We start from the raw sequence: 16,697 nt of genomic DNA on the forward strand, positions 1-16,697 counted from the left end.
ACTATGATGGAGATGATCAAAACCCGCGCCGCCGTTGCCTGGGGCCCGAACCAGCCGCTGAAGATCGAAGAAGTCGAGCTGATGCCACCGCAAAAAGGCGAAGTGCTGGTGCGGATCGTCGCCACCGGCGTTTGTCACACCGACGCCTACACCCTGTCCGGCAAAGATCCAGAAGGCGTGTTCCCGGCGATCCTCGGCCACGAGGGCGGCGGCGTGGTGGAAGCGGTCGGTGAAGGCGTCACCAGCGTGGCGGTCGGCGACCACGTGATCCCGCTCTACACCCCGGAGTGCGGCGAGTGCAAATTCTGTAAATCCGGCAAGACCAACCTGTGCCAGGCGATCCGCGCCACCCAGGGCAAAGGCCTGATGCCGGACGGCACCACCCGCTTCTTCAAGGACGGCAAGCCAATCTTCCACTACATGGGCACTTCCACCTTCTCCGAATACACCGTGGTGCCGGAGATTTCACTGGCGAAAATCAACAAGGAAGCGCCGCTGGAGGAAGTGTGCCTGCTGGGCTGCGGCGTCACCACCGGCATGGGCGCGGTGATGAACACCGCCAAAGTGCAACCGGGCGACACCGTGGCGATCTTCGGCCTGGGCGGCATCGGCCTGTCGGCGATCATCGGCGCGCAGATGGCCGGCGCGGGCCGCATCATCGGCATCGACATCAACACCAGCAAGTTCGATCTGGCGCGCAAGCTGGGCGCTACCGATCTGATCAACCCGAAAGACTATGACAAACCGATTCAGGAGGTGATCGTCGAGCTGACCGACGGCGGCGTCGACTTCTCCTTCGAGTGCATCGGCAACGTCAACGTGATGCGTTCCGCGCTGGAATGCTGCCACAAAGGCTGGGGGGAATCGGTGATCATCGGCGTCGCGGGCGCCGGCGAAGAAATCTCGACCCGGCCGTTCCAGCTGGTCACCGGCCGCGTCTGGCGCGGCTCGGCATTCGGCGGCGTCAAGGGCCGTTCGCAGCTGCCGGGCATCGTCGAGCGCTATCTGGACGGCGAATTCGCGCTGAACGACTTTATCACCCACACCATGGGGCTGGAGCAGATCAACGAAGCGTTCGATTTGATGCACGAAGGCAAATCGATCCGTTCCGTCATCCACTTCGACAAATAAGCCAGGAGGCAGAGATGACGTTGTCATTGGAACTTCTCGAAGAGCACCGCATGTTCGGCGGCTGGCAACAGCGTTATCGCCACGCGGCGCAGAGCCTGAATTGCAACATGACATTCAGCATCTACCTGCCGCCGCCGCGCGATGACAACCCGCCGCCGGTGCTGTACTGGCTGTCGGGGCTGACCTGCAACGATGAGAACTTCACGTTGAAAGCCGGCGCGCAGCGCATCGCCGCCGAGCTGGGCCTGGTGCTGGTGATGCCGGACACCAGCCCGCGTGGCGACGAGGTGCCGAACGACGAAGGCTACGACCTGGGCCAGGGCGCCGGGTTCTACCTGAACGCCACCCAGGCGCCGTGGGATCGTCACTTCCGCATGTACGACTACATCAGCGCCGAACTGCCGGCGCTGATCGAACAGCACTTCAGCGTCAGCGATCGTCAGTCGATCTTCGGCCACTCGATGGGCGGCCACGGCGCGCTGATGATGGCGTTTCGCAACCCGCAGCGCTTCCGCTCGGTATCGGCCTTCGCGCCGATCGTCAACCCGTGCCAGGTGCCGTGGGGCCGCAAAGCGTTCACCGCCTATCTGGGCAGCGACGAGAGCCAGTGGCTGCAGTACGACAGCTGCCATCTGCTGGCCAGCGGCGCGGAGAAAATGCCGGTTCTTATCGACCAGGGCGACGACGACCAGTTCCTGGCCGATCAGCTGCAGCCGGCGCGGCTGGCCGAACTGGCGCGCCAGCGCGACTGGCCGCTGACGCTGCGCATTCAGCCGGGGTACGATCACAGCTACTTCACCATCGCCACCTTCGTGGAAGATCACCTGCGTTTCCACGCCGAGCACCTGTTCCGCTGATAAAAAAATCCGGGCGGTTTAACCGCCCGGATTTCTTCAAAAACCATCAATCAGAAAATCGATGGCGGCTTTAATTTGATTCCTGTGCTCATTGACATTACCAACGGCCTTCCCAATCTGCGAAATACGTACGGCAGCCATCTCATGCGTCATAACAAGAAACTTTTCGCCGTTGACCTCAATCTCCGGGCATAAACGTGCAGAAATTTTAACCCTGACGTTATCCAAAGCATAAAGAGGGATCATTAACCGGGTCGAGAGGACATCAATAAGATCGCTTTGAACGTCCAGTAAGTAGGGATAGGCTGATGCCGGATACGTATTGTCATATACGGTAAATTGCATATTTAAAATGTCCGATATTCATCAGACAACAAACCATTTTCTTCAGTGATACGATTAAGTTCTTCTAACGCCGCGCGATTTTGCTCGCGCCACTGTTGAATCTCAATATCCCTGACGCGGACGCTCAATGCGTCCGTCAATACGGATGACACATTGACGCCCAGGGATTTTGCGCGCTGGAAAAGATCGCGATCGATGGTTACGTTGACTGTCTTTTTCGTCACATTGTTATTTGCCATATCCATTCCCCATCCCTGTAATATACACGGGTTAAATTTTCATCAATTATACTCGTAAAACAGGGGTATGCCAATTCAGCGATGCCCTCCCCCCTTCAGTTTCGGATCGAGCGCGTCGCGCAATCCGTCGCCCAACAGGTTGAACGCCAGCACGGTGATGAATATCGCCAGGCTGGGGAAGATCGCCACGTGCGGCGCGATCACCATATCGGCGCGCGCTTCGTTGAGCATCGCCCCCCACTCCGGCGTCGGCGGCTGGGCGCCCAGCCCCAAAAACGACAGGCTGGCGGCGGTGATGATCGAGGTGCCGATGCGCAGGGTGAAATAGACCACGATCGAAGACAGGGTGCCCGGCAGGATGTGCCGCAGGATGATGGTCCAGTCCGAGGCGCCGATGCTGCGCGCCGACTCGATATAGGTCAGGTGCTTCAGCACCAGCGTATTGCCGCGCACCAGGCGGGCGAAGGCCGGAATGCTGAAGATCGCCACCGCGACGATCACGTTGGCCATGCCGCTGCCCATGATCGCCACCACGCCGATCGCCAGCAAAATGCCGGGAAACGCGAACAGCACGTCGCAGACGCGCATGGTGAGGCGATCCCACCAGCCTTCATAGTAACCGGCCAGCAGCCCCAGCAGGGTGCCGATCGCCCCCCCCGCCAGCACCGAGAACACCCCGGCCGCCAGCGAAATGCGCGCGCCCATCAGGATGCGGCTAAAGATATCGCGCCCGAGGGAATCTACGCCCAGCCAGTGCACCAGCGAAGGCCCCTCGTTCAGCCGGTCGTAATCGAAGTAATTTTCCGCATCGAACGGCGCCAGATAAGGCGCCAGCAGCGCCGCCGCAATCAGCAGCAGCACCAACAGGCCGGCGACCAGCGCCGCCCGCTGGCGGCGAAAACGCCGCCAAAATTCGCCCCACGGCGTGCGTACCGCGTTAGGGTCGATAAGCGGCATCGCCTTCAGTGCGGCGCTGCGCCGCCAATGCTTAATCATGCCGCGTCCTCATTGGTAACGAATCGCCGGGTTGATCGCCGCGTACAGCATATCCACCAGCAGGTTGATCAGGATGAACTCCAGCGAGAACAGCAGCACCTCGGCCTGGATCACCGGGTAATCGCGCATTTCCACCGAGTCCACCAGCAAGCGCCCCAGCCCCGGCCAGTTGAACACCTTCTCCACCACGATCGAACCACCGAGCAGGAAGCCGAACTGCAGCCCCATCATGGTCACCACCGGGATCATCGCGTTGCGCAGGCCGTGTTTCATCACCACCACGCTTTCCCGTACGCCCTTGGCGCGCGCGGTGCGCATGTAGTCCTCCTGCAACACCTCGACGAACGAAGCGCGGGTGAAACGCGCCATCACCGCCGCCACCGCCGCCCCCAGAGTGATCGAAGGCAGAATGTAGTGCCGCCAGCTGTCGGCGCCCACCGTCGGCAGCCACCCCAGCTCGACCGAGAACACCTGCATCAGCAGCATGCCGAGCGCAAAAGCCGGGAACGAGATCCCCGACACCGCCAGCGTCATGCCGAGGCGATCCGGCCAACGGTTACGCCACACCGCCGACACCACGCCGATCGCCAGACCGAACGCCACCGCCCACAGCATGCTGGCCACGGTCAGCCAGAAGGTCGGCATAAAGCGCGAGGCGATCTCTTCGCTCACCGGGCGCTTGGACACCATCGAGATGCCGAAGTCGCCCCGCAGCGCGTTGACGAAAAAGTGCGCGAACTGCTGCGGCAGCGGCTTATCCAGCCCCAAATCCTTGCGCACCAGCTGCACCACCGCCTCGTCGGCCTCCGGCCCCGCCGCCAGCCGCGCCGGATCGCCCGGCAGCAGGTGGACGAACAGGAACACCAGCACCGCCACGATCAGCAGCGTCGGGATCAGACCCAGCAGTCGTTTCAGAAAATAATTGAGCATCTCATTCCTTCCCCCGCCCGCCGCCGTCGGGCCGCAGGCGGGGATGGGCGCCTTATTTCAGATCGGCGTTATCAAAGTTGAACGAGGTATCCGGCATCACGTAGAAACCGCTCAGCTGTTTGCTGTTGGCCGACAACAGACGTTCGGTCGCCAGGAAGATCCAGGGCGCGTCGGCCCAGATGCGATCCTGCGCGTCCTGATACAATTTCTGCTTCTCGGCGCGATCGGTGGTCGCCAGCGCGTCGGTCAGATCCTTGTCCACCTGCGGGTTGCTGTAGAATGCGGTGTTGAACTGCTTCGGCGGCGCCGCCTGGGTGGAGAACAGCGGCGACAGCGCCCAGTCCGCTTCCCCGGTCGAGGCCGACCAGCCGGTGTAGAACAGCCGCACGCCGGTGTCTTTCACCCCGATGCTCTCCACCTGCGCCGCGCGCTGCCCGGCGTCCATCGCCGTCACCGTCACTTTCACCCCCACCTGCGCCAGCTGCTGCTGGGTGAACTGCAGCACTTTCTGCGCGGTGCTGTGGTTGTGGGACGACCACAGCGTGGTAGTAAAACCGTTCGGGTAACCGGCCTCTTTCAGCAGCTCACGCGCCTTGGCCGGATCGTACGGCCACGGCTTGTAGCGGGCAGCGAAGTCGATCGCCGGCGGCACCGGCCCTTCCGCCGGCACCGCATAACCAGCGAACGCCACCTTGATCAGCGCGTCCTTGTTAATCGCGTAGTTCAGCGCCTGGCGCACCTTCGGGTTGTCGAACGGCTTTTGAGTGACGTTCATGCTGATGTAACGCTGCAGGATCGACGGGGCAGCCACCACGTCCAGCTTGGCGTTGCCCTCCAGCACCTTGGCCTGCTCGTAAGGGATCGGGAAGGCGAAGGTCGCCTCGCCGGTCTGCAGCATCGCCGCGCGGGTGTTGTTATCCACCACCGGGCGCCAGGTGATGCTGTCGAGCTTCGGCAGCCCCGGCTGCCAGTAGCCGTCGAACTTCTTCACCTTGACGAAATCGGTCTGGTTCCAGGCCACGAACTGATACGGCCCGGTGCCGACCGGATGGAAACCGATCTCCTTGCCGTATTGCTTCAGCGCCGCCGGGGAGATGATCGCCGCCGCCGGGTGCGCCAGATTGTTGACAAACGCCGAGAACGGCGCCTTCAGCACGATCTTCACCGTATTGGCGTCCACCGCCTCGGTTTTGTCGATCATCTTGAACAGGTTATAGCGCTTGAGGTGGCTGTCCGGGTTGCTGGCGCGATCGAGGTTGATCTTCACCGCTTCGGCGTTGAACGCGGTGCCGTCGTGGAATTTGATGCCCTGACGCAGTTTGACGGTATAGGTCAAGCCGTCTTTGCTGACCTCATAGCTGTCCGCCAGCACGTTCACCAGCTTCATGTCCTTGTCGAAGCCGAACAGCCCCTGATAGAAAGACTTGGCCACCGCCTGCGACAGCGTGTCGTTGGCGTCGTAAGGATCGAGGGTGGTGAAGTTGGAAGCCACGGCGATCACCGCGTCCTTCGCCGCCCAGACCGGGCCGGTTCCCGCCGCCAGCAGTACGGCGGCCAACAGCGCATTGCGTTTGAATGTGTGCTTCATGTCGCTTGTCTCTCCTGAGGTCTTTAAAAAGCACCGGCGATCGGGTGGCGGGCGACAAAGTGCCCGGCGCCAACCTGCACCAGCGGTGCGGTAACGGGTTCATCGCCCAGCGCGCGCACCGGGCTGGGGATCTCATCGGCCGGCAGCGGCTGCCGTTTGTGGGCGTGAGCGGGATCGGCCACCGGCACCGCCGCCATCAGCTTGCGGGTATAGGGGTGCTGCGGGTTGTCGAACACCGCCTGCCGCGGGCCGATCTCGACAATTTGCCCGAGGTACATCACCGCCACCCGGTGGCTGATGCGCTCCACCACCGCCATGTCGTGCGAAATGAACAGAAAAGCGATGCCGAACTCACGCTGCAGATCGAGCAGCAGATTGACGATCTGCGCCTGAATCGACACGTCCAGCGCCGAGACCGCCTCGTCGGCGATCACCACTTTCGGGTTCAGCGCCAGCGCGCGCGCGATGCAGATGCGCTGGCGCTGACCGCCGGAAAATTCGTGCGGATAGCGGCGCGCGTGTTCCGGCTGCAGACCGACGCGTTCCAGTAGCCAGGCCACCCGCCTTTCCGCCTCACGGCCGCGCATTACGTTGTGCACCAGCAGCGGCTCCATGATGGAGAAACCGACCGTCAGGCGTGGATCGAGCGAGGCGTAAGGATCTTGAAAGATGAACTGAATATCGCGCCGCAGGTGCTGCAGCGCCGGCCCCTTCAACCGATCGATTCGCCGCCCGGCGAAGGTGATGGTGCCGCTCTGGCTGTCCACCAGCTTCAGCAAAGAACGCCCGGTGGTGGACTTGCCGCAGCCGGACTCGCCCACCAGCCCCAGCGTCTCGCCGGGGTAAAGATCGAAGCTGACGTTTTCCACCGCATGTACCCGGCGAGTGACCCGATTGAACAGCCCGCCGCGCAGATCAAAACGCGTGACCAGATGCTCCACCCGCAGGATTGGCGCGGCGTCTGGCGGCACGGTATCCTGCGGCGCGGCATCGCCCTCGCCATCCGGCAGCGGAAACTTTGCCGGCAGCGGCCGATCGGCCATCGCCCCCAGCTTCGGCACCGCCGCCAGCAGCGCCCGGGTATAGGCCTGTTGCGGCGCGGCGAACAGCTCGCGCACCCGATTTTGTTCCACCTGCTCACCGCGGCGCATCACCAACACCCGATCGGCGATCTCCGCCACCACGCCCATGTCGTGAGTGATGAAGATCACCCCCATCTGCATCTCCTGTTGCAGCACGCGGATCAGCTGCAGGATCTGCGCCTGAATGGTGACGTCGAGGGCGGTGGTGGGTTCATCGGCGATCAGCAACGCCGGCTTGCAGGAGAGCGCCATGGCGATCATCACCCGCTGGCGCATACCGCCGGAAAGCTGATGCGGGTAGCGCCCCAACACCTCTTTAGCCTCCGGAATACGCACCAGATCGAGCATGCGCAGCGCCTCCTGGCGCGCGCTGCGGTGGTCCATGCCCTGATGCAAACGCAGCGATTCGGCGATCTGCTCGCCGACCGGAAATACCGGATTGAGCGAGGTCATCGGCTCCTGGAAGATCATCGCCATGTCGGCGCCGCGCACCGTGCGCAGCGTGTGCTGCGAGGCGCGCGCCAAATCGAGCAGCGCACCGTCGCGCCGGCGCAGCGTCATGGCGCCGCTGACGATACGCCCGCCGCCCTGCTCCACCAGCCGCATCAGCCCCAGCGAAGTGACCGATTTGCCGGAGCCGGACTCGCCGACGATCGCCAGCGTCTCGCCGCGATCGAGATCGAACGACAGGTTGCGCACCGCGTCTACGGTGCCGTCCGCTTGAGGAAAGCTGATGCTCAGATCGCGCACCGTCAGCACCCGCTGCGGCGGCAATGACAGCCCGTCGCCGGCGGGCCGGAATGAAACGTCGGTCATACACCCTCCCGGTGAACGCTTAGCGATAAATCCCGACGGACGGCGCATCGCCGACATAGCCAAAACCGCGGTACATCCCCTCGCTGTTGAACGGCAGCGCGATATTGCCGTGGCGATCGACGGCGATCATGCCGCCGCTGCCGCCCAGCGCCGGCAGCTTCTCCATCACCACCCGATCGCTGGCCTCTTGCAGGCTGAGCTCGCCGTATTCGATCAGGGCGGAGACGTCATAGGCCGCCACGCCGCGCATGAAGATTTCGCCGGTGCCGGTGCTGGAGACCGCCACGGTGGCGTTGTTGGCATAGCAACCGGCGCCGATGATCGGCGTGTCGCCTACCCGCCCGGCCTGCTTGTTGGTCATGCCGCCGGTGGAAGTGGCGGCGGCGAGGTTGCCCAGCGCATCCAGCGCCACCGCACCGACGGTGCCGAATTTGCGATCGGGATCGAGCGGCTCGCCGGCCTGCACCGCGCCGTCGTGATCGAGCAATACCCGCCCCTGCTCCGCCTGGGCGCGGTGCAACTGATCAAAACGTTCTTGGGTAAAGAAGAAGTCGGGAGTAACCATTTCCAGGCCGTGGGCGGCGGCAAACTTCTCGGCGCCTTCGGCGGCAAACAGCACGTGTTCGCTGTTTTCCAGCACCGCGCGCGCCGCCAGCACCGGGTTGCGGACACGGCTGACGCCGGCGACAGCGCCGGCGTCGCAGGTGCGGCCATCCATCACGCAGGCGTCCAGTTCGTGGGTGCCCTGATGGGTAAACACCGAGCCTTTGCCGGCGTTGAACAACGGGCACTCTTCGAGCAGCCGCACCGCTTCGGTCACCGCGTCCAGCGCGCTGCCACCCTGTGCCAATATCGCCTGACCGGCGGCCACGATCTCGGACAGCGCCTGAATATACTGCCGTTCCTTTTCCGCACTCAGCGCCGCCCGGGTAATTGCGCCCGCGCCGCCATGAATGGCAATCACTGGTTTGCTCATTTGCCTGACACCCTGTGTTAATCCCGCCGTAGCACAGCGAATAAGCTGAGCGCGGTATCATTATTATTCAGTCTTTTTTCGATGCTATTTAGCCCGACTGTGGAAGTACAGCATAACGTCCACGCCCCACTTTTAGCGTAGTCCGCTTAGACCGTTTCGCACCTTGAAATAGCTTATTGGAATAAAAACAGCAGGTTATAAAAAGCAGCAAACCGCTGAGAGTGCGGCTGGGATTATTGGTAATTTCGCGAGAGGAAATAGCGGCATGGGGTCATGAAATAAACGTTCACGCTGAATAATCATTATTTCGACGCCCGGCCTGCCGTTTTTTTCCCGGCCGGGCGAAGATACTCCGCGATTAAAAACCGGAACCGGGTTGCTGTAAAAAGGCCTCTTCTTCCGGCGTGCTGATGCGCCCCAATATCGCATTGCGATGCGGGTAACGGCCGAAACGATCGATGATCGCCTTATGACGCAGTTCGAATTCCAGCTGATCGCCGTTATTGAGCTCGGTATACAACACCAGCGCCTGTTGGTGAATCAGCGGCGATTCCGAATGCATGAACGGCAGATAAAGGAAGCCGCGCTGCTCGCGGCTCAGCCGTTCGCACTCGCCGCTGCGGATCGCCTCCTGCGCCAGAATCAACGCCATGCCGTCGCAGGCGAACGACTGCGGCGTGCCGCGGAACAGGTTGCGGCTGAACTGATCGAGCACGATCACCTCCGCCAACCGCCCTTCGATGGTGTCGCGCCAGTGCGCCAGCTCCCCCGCCGCCGCCGCCCGCCAGATTTCGCCGAAACGGCTGTGCAGCAGACGATCGAAATCATCGTCCTTTTTGAACCACATCACCGGTTCGATCTCGTCGAACCAGAACTCGATAACCTGTTTATGCATCATGATTCTCCTCTGTTTTACGCAGTTTATACCCGTTCGCCCCAGCGCTGCAGTGCGAAAGATGGCGGGCATAACCCGTTCTCCCCCCCGGCGTTCTCTGCCATAATACCCGCACTTTGTCGCTATCAATGCGCACCCTGATTACGGAGTTCCCCTTATGGATCATTGCCATACTTCCGATCTCATCTCCCTGGAGCAAGCGCTGGAAAAAATGCTCGGGCAGATCGCCCCGCTGCAACAGACCGAATCCGTCGCGCTGACCGCCGCCGCCGGTCGCATCACCGCCGCGCCGGTGGTCTCACCGCTCGACGTGCCGCCGTTCGCCAACTCGGCGATGGACGGCTATGCGGTGCGCCTCGCCGATCTGGCGGCCAATGCGCCGTTGCCGGTCGCCGGGAAAGCCTTCGCCGGCGCGCCGTTCGACGGCCAATGGCCGGCCAACAGCTGCGTGCGCATCATGACCGGCGCGCCGATCCCGGCCGGGGCGGACGCGGTGATCATGCAAGAGCAGGCCGAAGTGAGCGACCAGGGCGTGCGTTTTACCGCGCCGGTAGAAGCCGGCCAGAATATTCGTCTGGCGGGTGAAGACATTCGCCAAGGCGCCAGCGTGTTGCCGGCCGGCGTGAAGCTGGGCGCCGCGCAGCTGCCGCTGCTGGCCTCGCTCGGGGTCGCCGAAGTGCAGGTGATGCGTAAACTGAAGGTGGCGGTGTTCTCCACCGGCGACGAACTGCAGCCGGTCGGCCAGCCGCTGCAGGCGGGCCAGATCTATGATACCAACCGCTTCGCGGTACGCCTGATGCTGGAGCAGCTTGGCTGCGACGTGCTCGATCTCGGCATTATCCGCGACGATCGCGATGCGCTGCGCGCCGCCTTCGAACAAGCGGACAGCCAGGCCGACGTGGTGATCAGCAGCGGCGGCGTCTCGGTCGGCGAAGCCGACTACACCAAACAGATGCTCGACGAGCTGGGCCAGGTCAGCTTCTGGAAGCTGGCGATCAAACCCGGCAAACCGTTCGCCTTCGGCAAACTGGGCCACGCCTGGTTCTGCGGCCTGCCGGGCAACCCGGTTTCCGCCGCCCTGACCTTCTACCAACTGGTGCAACCGCTGCTGGCGAAGCTGGCCGGCCACAGCGACTGGCGCCTGCCGCCGCGCCTGCGCGCGCGGGCGCTGACGCCGCTGAAGAAATCGCCGGGCCGCCTCGATTTTCAGCGCGGCGTGTTCAGCAGCAACGCCGCGGGCGAACTGGAGGTGAGCACTACCGGCCACCAGGGCTCGCACGTCTTCAGCTCCTACAGCCAGGGCAACTGTTTCATCGTGCTGGAGCGCGAACGCGGTTCGGTGGCGGCGGGTGAAACGGTGGAGATCGAGCCGTTCAACGCCCTGCTGAGGAGCTGAACATGTTGCCGGAATTGACCGACGCCGAAGCGCTGCGCTACAACCGCCAGATCGTGCTGCGCGGCTTTGACTTCGACGGCCAGGAGAAGCTGAAGGCCGCCCGCGTGCTGATCGCCGGGCTGGGCGGGCTGGGCTGCGCCGCCGCGCCTTATCTGGCGGCGGCCGGGGTCGGCCATCTGGTGCTGGTGGATTTCGACACCATCTCGCTCTCCAATCTGCAGCGCCAGATCCTGCACCGCGACGATCGCATCGGCCAGAGCAAAGTCGCCTCCGCCAGGCAGGAACTGAGCGCCATCAATCCGCATATCCGCATCGACGCCATCGACGGTCGTCTGGAAGACGATGCGGTTGCGGCAGAGATCGCCGCCTGCGACCTGGTGCTGGACTGCACCGATAACGTGGCGGCGCGCGACGCGCTGAACCGCCTGTGCCACGCGCAGCGCAAGCCGCTGGTTTCCGGCGCGGCGATCCGCATGGAGGGCCAGCTCAGCGTGTTCACCTATCAGCCGGGCGAGCCCTGCTACCGCTGCCTGAGCCGGCTGTTCGGCGACAGCGCCCTCACCTGCGTCGAAGCGGGCGTGATGGCGCCGCTGGTCGGCACTATCGGCACCCTGCAGGCGATGGAAGCCATCAAGCTGCTGGCCGAGTATGGTCAACCGCTGCGCGGCAAGCTGTTGATGTTCGATGCGATGAGCATGCAGTTCCGCGAGATGAAACTGCCGAAGGATCCGCACTGCGAGGTGTGCGGCGGGGCGTGACGGATAAAAAAAGGGCGGGGTAATTCCCGCCCTGATGCGTTGCCGCGAGGGTTATACGATGCCCTGGCTGCGCAGATAGTCTTCGTAGTTGCCGGTAAAGTCGATCACCTTGTTCGGGGTGATTTCCAGAATACGCGTCGCCAGCGAGCTGACGAACTCACGGTCGTGGGAGACGAAGATCAGCGTGCCTTCGTACATCTCCAGCGCCATGTTCAGCGATTCGATGGATTCCATATCCAGGTGGTTGGTCGGTTCGTCCATCACCAGAATATTCGGGCGCTGCATCATCAGCTTGCCGAACAGCATGCGGCCCTTCTCGCCACCGGACAGCACCTTCACTTTCTTCTTGATGTCGTCCTGGCTGAACAGCAGACGGCCCAGCACGCTGCGCACCGCCTGCTCGTCGTCTTTTTCCTGCTTCCACTGGCTCATCCAGTCGAACACGGTCAGGGTGTCGTCGAACTCGTATTCGTGATCCTGCGCGTAGTAACCGATACGGGCGTTTTCCGACCATTTCACGGTGCCGCTGTCCGGCTGCGCGTCGCCCACCAGCGTTTTCAGCAGGGTGGTTTTACCGATGCCGTTGGCGCCCAGCACCGCGACCTTCTCGCCCACTTCCACCATCAGGTTCAGCTTGCTGAACAACGGGCCTTCATCGAAGCCCTTGGTGAGCGCTTCCACTTCCAGCGCATTACGGAACAGCTTCTTGTCCTGCTCGAAGCGGATGAACGGGTTCTGGCGGCTGGAGGCTTTCACCTCTTCCAGTTGGATCTTGTCGATCTGACGAGCGCGCGAGGTGGCCTGCTTGGATTTGGAGGCGTTGGCGCTGAAGCGGCTGACGAACGATTGCAGCTCATTGATCTGCGCCTTCTTCTTGGCGTTGTCCGCCAGCAGACGCTCGCGCGCCTGGGTGGCGGCGGTCATGTATTCGTCGTAGTTGCCCGGGTAAACGCGCAGTTCGCCGTAGTCCAGATCCGCCATGTGGGTGCAGACCATGTTCAGGAAGTGACGGTCGTGCGAGATGATGATCATGGTGCTGTTGCGCTCGTTGAGCACGTTTTCCAGCCAGCGAATGGTGTCGATGTCCAGGTTGTTAGTCGGTTCGTCGAGCAGCAGGATTTCCGGATCGGAGAACAGCGCCTGCGCCAGCAACACGCGCAGCTTCCAGCCCGGCGCGATTTCGCTCATCGGGCCATAGTGCTGCTCAACCGGAATACCCACGCCGAGCAACAGTTCGCCGGCGCGCGCTTCGGCGCTGTAGCCGTCCATTTCGCCGTAGGCCACTTCCAGATCGGCCACTTTATAGCCGTCTTCTTCGCTCATCTCCGCCAATGCGTAGATGCGGTCGCGCTCTTCCTTCACCGCCCACAGTTCGGTGTGGCCCATGATCACGGTATCCAGCACGCTGTACTGCTCAAAGGCGAACTGATCCTGACGCAGTTTACCGAGGCGCTCGTTCGGATCGAGGAACACGTTGCCGCCGCTCGGCGCCAGATCGCCGCCGAGGATTTTCATAAAGGTGGACTTGCCGCAGCCGTTGGCGCCGATCAGGCCGTAACGGTTGCCGCCGCCGAATTTGACAGAGATGTTTTCAAACAACGGCTTACTGCCGAACTGCATGGTGATGTTGTTAGTGCTTAACACAGCGCTCGCTCTTTATACATAGGGAATGTGATTTGGCGCGCATTATGCCACAACGGGGTGCAGAGATCGCGGGAAGTTTCGGTGACATTTTGAGCGGCGCCTGCGGCATCCGATCCTTTTCGCAGGCGGCATAGCTGAATTAACGCGGCGGGAACTTCGCGGCAATCATCGCCGCCGTCGGCTGCACGCCGCCCAGGCTCCATTGTTCGGGCGCATGTTCATCGATTCGGACCCAAACCGACTGCCTGAACGCCGGATCGCCTCGCCCTTCTATCTCTACCAGCAGTTCGGTAATGCGGGACAGCAATTCGCTTTTTTGCCGTTCATCCAGCATGCCTTTCACCGTTTGCACATTAACAAATGGCATTATACTCTCCTTGAATATAGATAAGTCTAAAAACAAGACTTAGGTTAGCGAAGGAAAATGCCCATGTCAAAATCTCCCGATCTCCCTACCGTTTCTCTTGCCCTGTGCGGGCTGGCGCAGGCCGCGGATCTGCTTGGCGATCGCTGGACGTTACTGATCCTGCGCGAGTCATTCTACGGCGTCCGCCGTTTTGAAGAGCTGCGCGAGAATATCGGCGCTTCGCGCCAGGCATTGAGCAACCGTCTGAATGCCATGGTAGAACAAGAACTGTTGGCCAAACGCGCTTACCGGGAGCCGGGCGAGCGCGAACGACATGAATATGTCTTGACGGACAAGGGGCGCAGCCTGGGGCCCATCCTGGTTGCGCTGATGGCGTGGGGCCACCGGCATATTCTGCATGACAGCCCCCACGTTCAACTGGTGGATAAACGCAGCGGGCTGCCGGTGCAGCTGGCATTTATCGATGCGCAGGCGCACGTAGTGCCTGAAGACGCGCTGCAAATGTCGGCCGTTGAGCTCCCCCCGGCCTGACTTACCCATTCTGGTCTACGCTTGATACCAGACTGATTTAGGACAAGGATGCTGAACCATGCCACACCTCTATAACACCGCGCTGCTGATCGGCGCCGCGCTGAGCGCCATCGCCGCCCTGCTGCATATTTGGGTGATCGCCGCCGGGCCGCGCGGCTATCGGCTGTGCGGCGCCGGCGATCGCTTCATTAAGGCGGCGGAAGCGGGTAAAAAGTTCCCGGCCGTCGTCACCGCCGGCATCTCGCTGGTGCTGTTTATTTGGGCGCTGTACGCACTGTCCGGCGCGGGCCTGATCGCACCGCTGCCGCTGCTGCGGCCCGCGCTGTTTATTATCACCTTTATCTACCTGCTGCGCGGCGTCGCCGGCCCTTTCGCCCTGCGCGATACCGGCCGCAGCCAACGCTTCATCGTCGTCAGCTCGCTGATTTGCCTCGGCTTCGGGCTGGTGCATCTGCTGGGGATGACGCAGCGCTGGAGTGCGTTGGCGTAACGCCCTGTTCCTGCAAGACGGCGATAAACGCCTGCGCGGCGGCGCTGCGGTAAGCACCTTGGCGCTGCAGCAATACCGCCTGACGGGCCGGCATGGCGTTGGCCAGCGCCACCTTTTTCAACTGCCGGTTCTCGCGCGCAATCGCGGCCGGCAACAGCGTGGCGAGCTGCCCGCGCCGCACGATCTCGACGATGGCGCCCAGCGCATTGGCCTCCACCGCCACCTGCGGCCGAAATCCCAGCTGTGTGCAGTAGCGATCGATAAACTGCCGCGTGGCGAAGTCGCCGCTCAGCAAAGCCAGCGGCAGATGTTGCCACTCCGCCAGCGTCAGCGGCCGACGCCGCGCCGCCAGGGGATGGTCGGCGCCGACCATCAGCTCCAGCGTCTCGCTGAACAACACCGAGGCTTCCACGTCCACCGACTGCGCCATCTCAAAGGCAATCCCCAGATCCAGCCGATCCTGCGCCAGCAGCGCCTCGATCCGCTCTTGCGCCATCTCCTCAATGCTCAGCGTAATCCCCGGGTAACGGCGATAGAACGCATCGATCGTCGGCCCCACCAGATAGGCGGTGAACGTCGGGGTCATCGCCAGCCGCAAATGGCCGCGCGCCAGCGTCGCCACGTCATGGATCGCCCGCGCGCCCGCGTCCAGATCCTGCAGCGCTAGGCGCGCATAGCGCATCCAGGCCTCACCGGCGTCGGTCAGTTGCACCCTTCTGCCGCTGCGATCGAACAGCGGCGCTCCCAGCGCATCCTCCAGCTGTTTGATCTGTTGGGAGAGCGTCGGTTGCGAGACGTGCAGCGCTTCGGCGGCGCGGGTGAAATTGCCCTGTTCGGCAACGGCCAGAAAATATCGGATATGTCGCAGCAGCATAGCGCCCCAGCTATTAGTAAAACCTATAGCCAGCATTATAAATGGGTCTTAGACCCTATAGCCAGAAGCGTTCATCATGCCGTCATCGCTTACCCCCCAGGGAGAAAAACAATGAAAGAGGTGATTGAAGGCTTCCTGAAGTTTCAGCGCGAAGCCTTTGTTGAACGCACGGCGCTGTTTCAGCGGCTGGCGACCCGCCAAAACCCGCGCACGCTGTTTATCTCGTGTTCCGACAGCCGCCTGGTGCCGGAGCTGGTCACCCAGCGCGAGCCGGGCGATCTGTTCGTTATCCGCAACGCCGGTAACATCGTGCCGTCTTTCGGCCCCGAACCCGGTGGGGTGACCGCCTCGGTCGAGTACGCCGTCGCCGCGCTGGGCGTGGAAGATATCGTGATCTGCGGCCATTCCGACTGCGGCGCGATGACCGCCATCGCCACCTGCCAGTGTCTGGATCACCTGCCGACAGTCGCCGGCTGGCTGCGTTACGCCGATTCCGCCAAGGCGGTCAATCAGGCTTATCCGCACGCCTGCGACGAAGCGCGGGTCGCTTCCATGGTGCGCGAGAACGTCATCGCCCAGCTCAACAACATCAAAACGCACCCTTCCGTCGCCCTGGCGCTGGATCAGGGCCGCCTGGCGTTGCACGGCTGGGTCTATGACATCGCCAGCGGCGCTATCGAGGCGCTGGACGGCGAAACCCGCCGCTTCGTGCCGCTCGCCACCCATCCCGAGGTGACCGCCACGCCGGCGATCGCCCGTTTTTAAGCCCACAAAAGGAGCCA

18 protein-coding genes are annotated in these 16,697 nt (G+C 62.5%); 7 read left to right on the plus strand and 11 right to left on the minus strand.

Annotated elements, in window-relative coordinates; genetic code table 11:
- Window positions 1-6 precede the first annotated feature (6 nt).
- Both ACSBQV_RS07545 and fghA read left to right on the plus strand, forming a co-directional pair.
- Window positions 7-1,131: an S-(hydroxymethyl)glutathione dehydrogenase/class III alcohol dehydrogenase gene (locus tag ACSBQV_RS07545; RefSeq protein WP_016928454.1), complete on the plus strand. Its 1,125-nt coding sequence runs from the start codon at window positions 7-9 to the stop codon at window positions 1,129-1,131.
- A 14-nt stretch (window positions 1,132-1,145) separates the two neighbouring features.
- Complete coding sequence (gene fghA / locus ACSBQV_RS07550; RefSeq protein WP_015377214.1) at window positions 1,146-1,988, plus strand: S-formylglutathione hydrolase; 843 nt, start codon at window positions 1,146-1,148, stop codon at window positions 1,986-1,988.
- A gap of 36 nt (window positions 1,989-2,024) precedes the next feature.
- Here fghA and ACSBQV_RS07555 read toward each other — a convergent pair whose 3' ends face one another.
- The 8 genes from ACSBQV_RS07555 to ACSBQV_RS07590 all read right to left on the minus strand — a co-directional run bounded on the left by ACSBQV_RS07555 (window position 2,025) and on the right by ACSBQV_RS07590 (window position 9,855).
- On the minus strand, window positions 2,025-2,333 hold the full coding sequence (locus tag ACSBQV_RS07555) for a CcdB family protein (RefSeq protein WP_025302144.1): 309 nt from the start codon (window positions 2,331-2,333) through the stop codon (window positions 2,025-2,027).
- 2 nt (window positions 2,334-2,335) lie between these two features.
- A complete protein-coding gene (locus tag ACSBQV_RS07560) occupies window positions 2,336-2,578 on the minus strand; it encodes a type II toxin-antitoxin system CcdA family antitoxin (RefSeq protein ID WP_078061989.1) in 243 nt (80 codons plus the stop codon).
- A gap of 69 nt (window positions 2,579-2,647) precedes the next feature.
- On the minus strand, window positions 2,648-3,568 hold the full coding sequence (gsiD, locus tag ACSBQV_RS07565; protein ID WP_199169664.1) for a glutathione ABC transporter permease GsiD: 921 nt from the start codon (window positions 3,566-3,568) through the stop codon (window positions 2,648-2,650).
- 9 nt (window positions 3,569-3,577) lie between these two features.
- Window positions 3,578-4,498, minus strand: coding sequence for a glutathione ABC transporter permease GsiC (gsiC, locus tag ACSBQV_RS07570; protein WP_025302141.1), 921 nt, complete (start codon window positions 4,496-4,498; stop codon window positions 3,578-3,580).
- A gap of 52 nt (window positions 4,499-4,550) precedes the next feature.
- Entirely contained in the window at window positions 4,551-6,086 is a 1,536-nt protein-coding gene (gsiB, locus tag ACSBQV_RS07575; protein WP_099784368.1) for a glutathione ABC transporter substrate-binding protein GsiB, read from the minus strand.
- Window positions 6,087-6,109: 23 nt separating this feature from the next.
- A complete protein-coding gene (locus ACSBQV_RS07580; protein ID WP_046686700.1) occupies window positions 6,110-7,984 on the minus strand; it encodes a dipeptide ABC transporter ATP-binding protein in 1,875 nt (624 codons plus the stop codon).
- Window positions 7,985-8,003: 19 nt separating this feature from the next.
- Window positions 8,004-8,960 carry an isoaspartyl peptidase/L-asparaginase family protein gene (locus ACSBQV_RS07585; protein WP_434991431.1) on the minus strand — a complete coding sequence of 319 codons (957 nt, stop codon included), beginning with the start codon at window positions 8,958-8,960 and terminating at the stop codon, window positions 8,004-8,006.
- A 358-nt stretch (window positions 8,961-9,318) separates the two neighbouring features.
- Entirely contained in the window at window positions 9,319-9,855 is a 537-nt protein-coding gene (locus ACSBQV_RS07590) for a DUF924 family protein (protein ID WP_033650589.1), read from the minus strand.
- 157 nt (window positions 9,856-10,012) lie between these two features.
- Between ACSBQV_RS07590 and moeA the strand changes: the two genes are divergently transcribed.
- Both moeA and moeB read left to right on the plus strand, forming a co-directional pair.
- Window positions 10,013-11,251, plus strand: a complete 1,239-nt coding sequence (gene moeA / locus ACSBQV_RS07595; RefSeq protein WP_099784366.1) for a molybdopterin molybdotransferase MoeA — start codon at window positions 10,013-10,015, stop codon at window positions 11,249-11,251.
- Window positions 11,252-11,253: 2 nt separating this feature from the next.
- Window positions 11,254-12,009 carry a molybdopterin-synthase adenylyltransferase MoeB gene (gene moeB, locus ACSBQV_RS07600; protein ID WP_099784364.1) on the plus strand — a complete coding sequence of 252 codons (756 nt, stop codon included), beginning with the start codon at window positions 11,254-11,256 and terminating at the stop codon, window positions 12,007-12,009.
- A gap of 51 nt (window positions 12,010-12,060) precedes the next feature.
- Here moeB and ACSBQV_RS07605 read toward each other — a convergent pair whose 3' ends face one another.
- Both ACSBQV_RS07605 and ACSBQV_RS07610 read right to left on the minus strand, forming a co-directional pair.
- The gene (locus tag ACSBQV_RS07605; protein ID WP_033642430.1) at window positions 12,061-13,653 is read right to left on the minus strand and encodes an ABC-F family ATPase; all 1,593 of its coding nucleotides are present in this window, start codon (window positions 13,651-13,653) and stop codon (window positions 12,061-12,063) included.
- Between the two features lie 139 nt (window positions 13,654-13,792).
- Window positions 13,793-14,020: a tautomerase family protein gene (locus ACSBQV_RS07610; protein WP_033650586.1), complete on the minus strand. Its 228-nt coding sequence runs from the start codon at window positions 14,018-14,020 to the stop codon at window positions 13,793-13,795.
- A 63-nt stretch (window positions 14,021-14,083) separates the two neighbouring features.
- On the opposite strand from ACSBQV_RS07610, the gene ACSBQV_RS07615 reads away from it, so the two are divergent.
- Window positions 14,084-14,551 (plus strand): winged helix-turn-helix transcriptional regulator, encoded by a 468-nt coding sequence (locus ACSBQV_RS07615; RefSeq protein WP_033642428.1) that lies wholly within the window; start codon window positions 14,084-14,086, stop codon window positions 14,549-14,551.
- Window positions 14,552-14,609: 58 nt separating this feature from the next.
- The gene (locus tag ACSBQV_RS07620) at window positions 14,610-15,041 is read left to right on the plus strand and encodes a hypothetical protein (RefSeq protein ID WP_099784360.1); all 432 of its coding nucleotides are present in this window, start codon (window positions 14,610-14,612) and stop codon (window positions 15,039-15,041) included.
- Here the strand turns inward: ACSBQV_RS07620 and cynR are convergent.
- Window positions 14,965-15,915, minus strand: coding sequence for a transcriptional regulator CynR (gene cynR, locus ACSBQV_RS07625; RefSeq protein ID WP_099784358.1), 951 nt, complete (start codon window positions 15,913-15,915; stop codon window positions 14,965-14,967). The two genes, ACSBQV_RS07620 and cynR, sit on opposite strands and share 77 nt — an antisense overlap.
- A 111-nt stretch (window positions 15,916-16,026) precedes the next feature.
- Here cynR and ACSBQV_RS07630 point away from each other — a divergent pair, with 111 nt between their 5' ends.
- Complete coding sequence (locus tag ACSBQV_RS07630; protein WP_033642426.1) at window positions 16,027-16,680, plus strand: carbonic anhydrase; 654 nt, start codon at window positions 16,027-16,029, stop codon at window positions 16,678-16,680.
- Window positions 16,681-16,697 lie beyond the last annotated feature (17 nt).

This window comes from Serratia sp. B501, assembly GCF_051172315.1.
In the GTDB taxonomy this organism is placed as follows: domain Bacteria; phylum Pseudomonadota; class Gammaproteobacteria; order Enterobacterales; family Enterobacteriaceae; genus Serratia; species Serratia ureilytica.

Coding starts and splice junctions, on each gene's coding strand:
- ACSBQV_RS07580 (WP_046686700.1), bottom strand. CDS start 7,984: ATGACCGACGTTTCATTCCGGCCCGCCGGCGACGGGCTGTCATTGCCG.
- ACSBQV_RS07610 (WP_033650586.1), bottom strand. CDS start 14,020: ATGCCATTTGTTAATGTGCAAACGGTGAAAGGCATGCTGGATGAACGG.
- fghA (WP_015377214.1), top strand. CDS start 1,146: ATGACGTTGTCATTGGAACTTCTCGAAGAGCACCGCATGTTCGGCGGC.
- gsiB (WP_099784368.1), bottom strand. CDS start 6,086: ATGAAGCACACATTCAAACGCAATGCGCTGTTGGCCGCCGTACTGCTG.
- ACSBQV_RS07590 (WP_033650589.1), bottom strand. CDS start 9,855: ATGCATAAACAGGTTATCGAGTTCTGGTTCGACGAGATCGAACCGGTG.
- ACSBQV_RS07585 (WP_434991431.1), bottom strand. CDS start 8,960: ATGAGCAAACCAGTGATTGCCATTCATGGCGGCGCGGGCGCAATTACC.
- ACSBQV_RS07545 (WP_016928454.1), top strand. CDS start 7: ATGGAGATGATCAAAACCCGCGCCGCCGTTGCCTGGGGCCCGAACCAG.
- moeA (WP_099784366.1), top strand. CDS start 10,013: ATGGATCATTGCCATACTTCCGATCTCATCTCCCTGGAGCAAGCGCTG.
- ACSBQV_RS07630 (WP_033642426.1), top strand. CDS start 16,027: ATGAAAGAGGTGATTGAAGGCTTCCTGAAGTTTCAGCGCGAAGCCTTT.
- ACSBQV_RS07620 (WP_099784360.1), top strand. CDS start 14,610: ATGCCACACCTCTATAACACCGCGCTGCTGATCGGCGCCGCGCTGAGC.
- ACSBQV_RS07615 (WP_033642428.1), top strand. CDS start 14,084: ATGTCAAAATCTCCCGATCTCCCTACCGTTTCTCTTGCCCTGTGCGGG.
- ACSBQV_RS07560 (WP_078061989.1), bottom strand. CDS start 2,578: ATGGATATGGCAAATAACAATGTGACGAAAAAGACAGTCAACGTAACC.
- cynR (WP_099784358.1), bottom strand. CDS start 15,915: ATGCTGCTGCGACATATCCGATATTTTCTGGCCGTTGCCGAACAGGGC.
- moeB (WP_099784364.1), top strand. CDS start 11,254: ATGTTGCCGGAATTGACCGACGCCGAAGCGCTGCGCTACAACCGCCAG.
- ACSBQV_RS07555 (WP_025302144.1), bottom strand. CDS start 2,333: ATGCAATTTACCGTATATGACAATACGTATCCGGCATCAGCCTATCCC.
- gsiC (WP_025302141.1), bottom strand. CDS start 4,498: ATGCTCAATTATTTTCTGAAACGACTGCTGGGTCTGATCCCGACGCTG.
- gsiD (WP_199169664.1), bottom strand. CDS start 3,568: ATGATTAAGCATTGGCGGCGCAGCGCCGCACTGAAGGCGATGCCGCTT.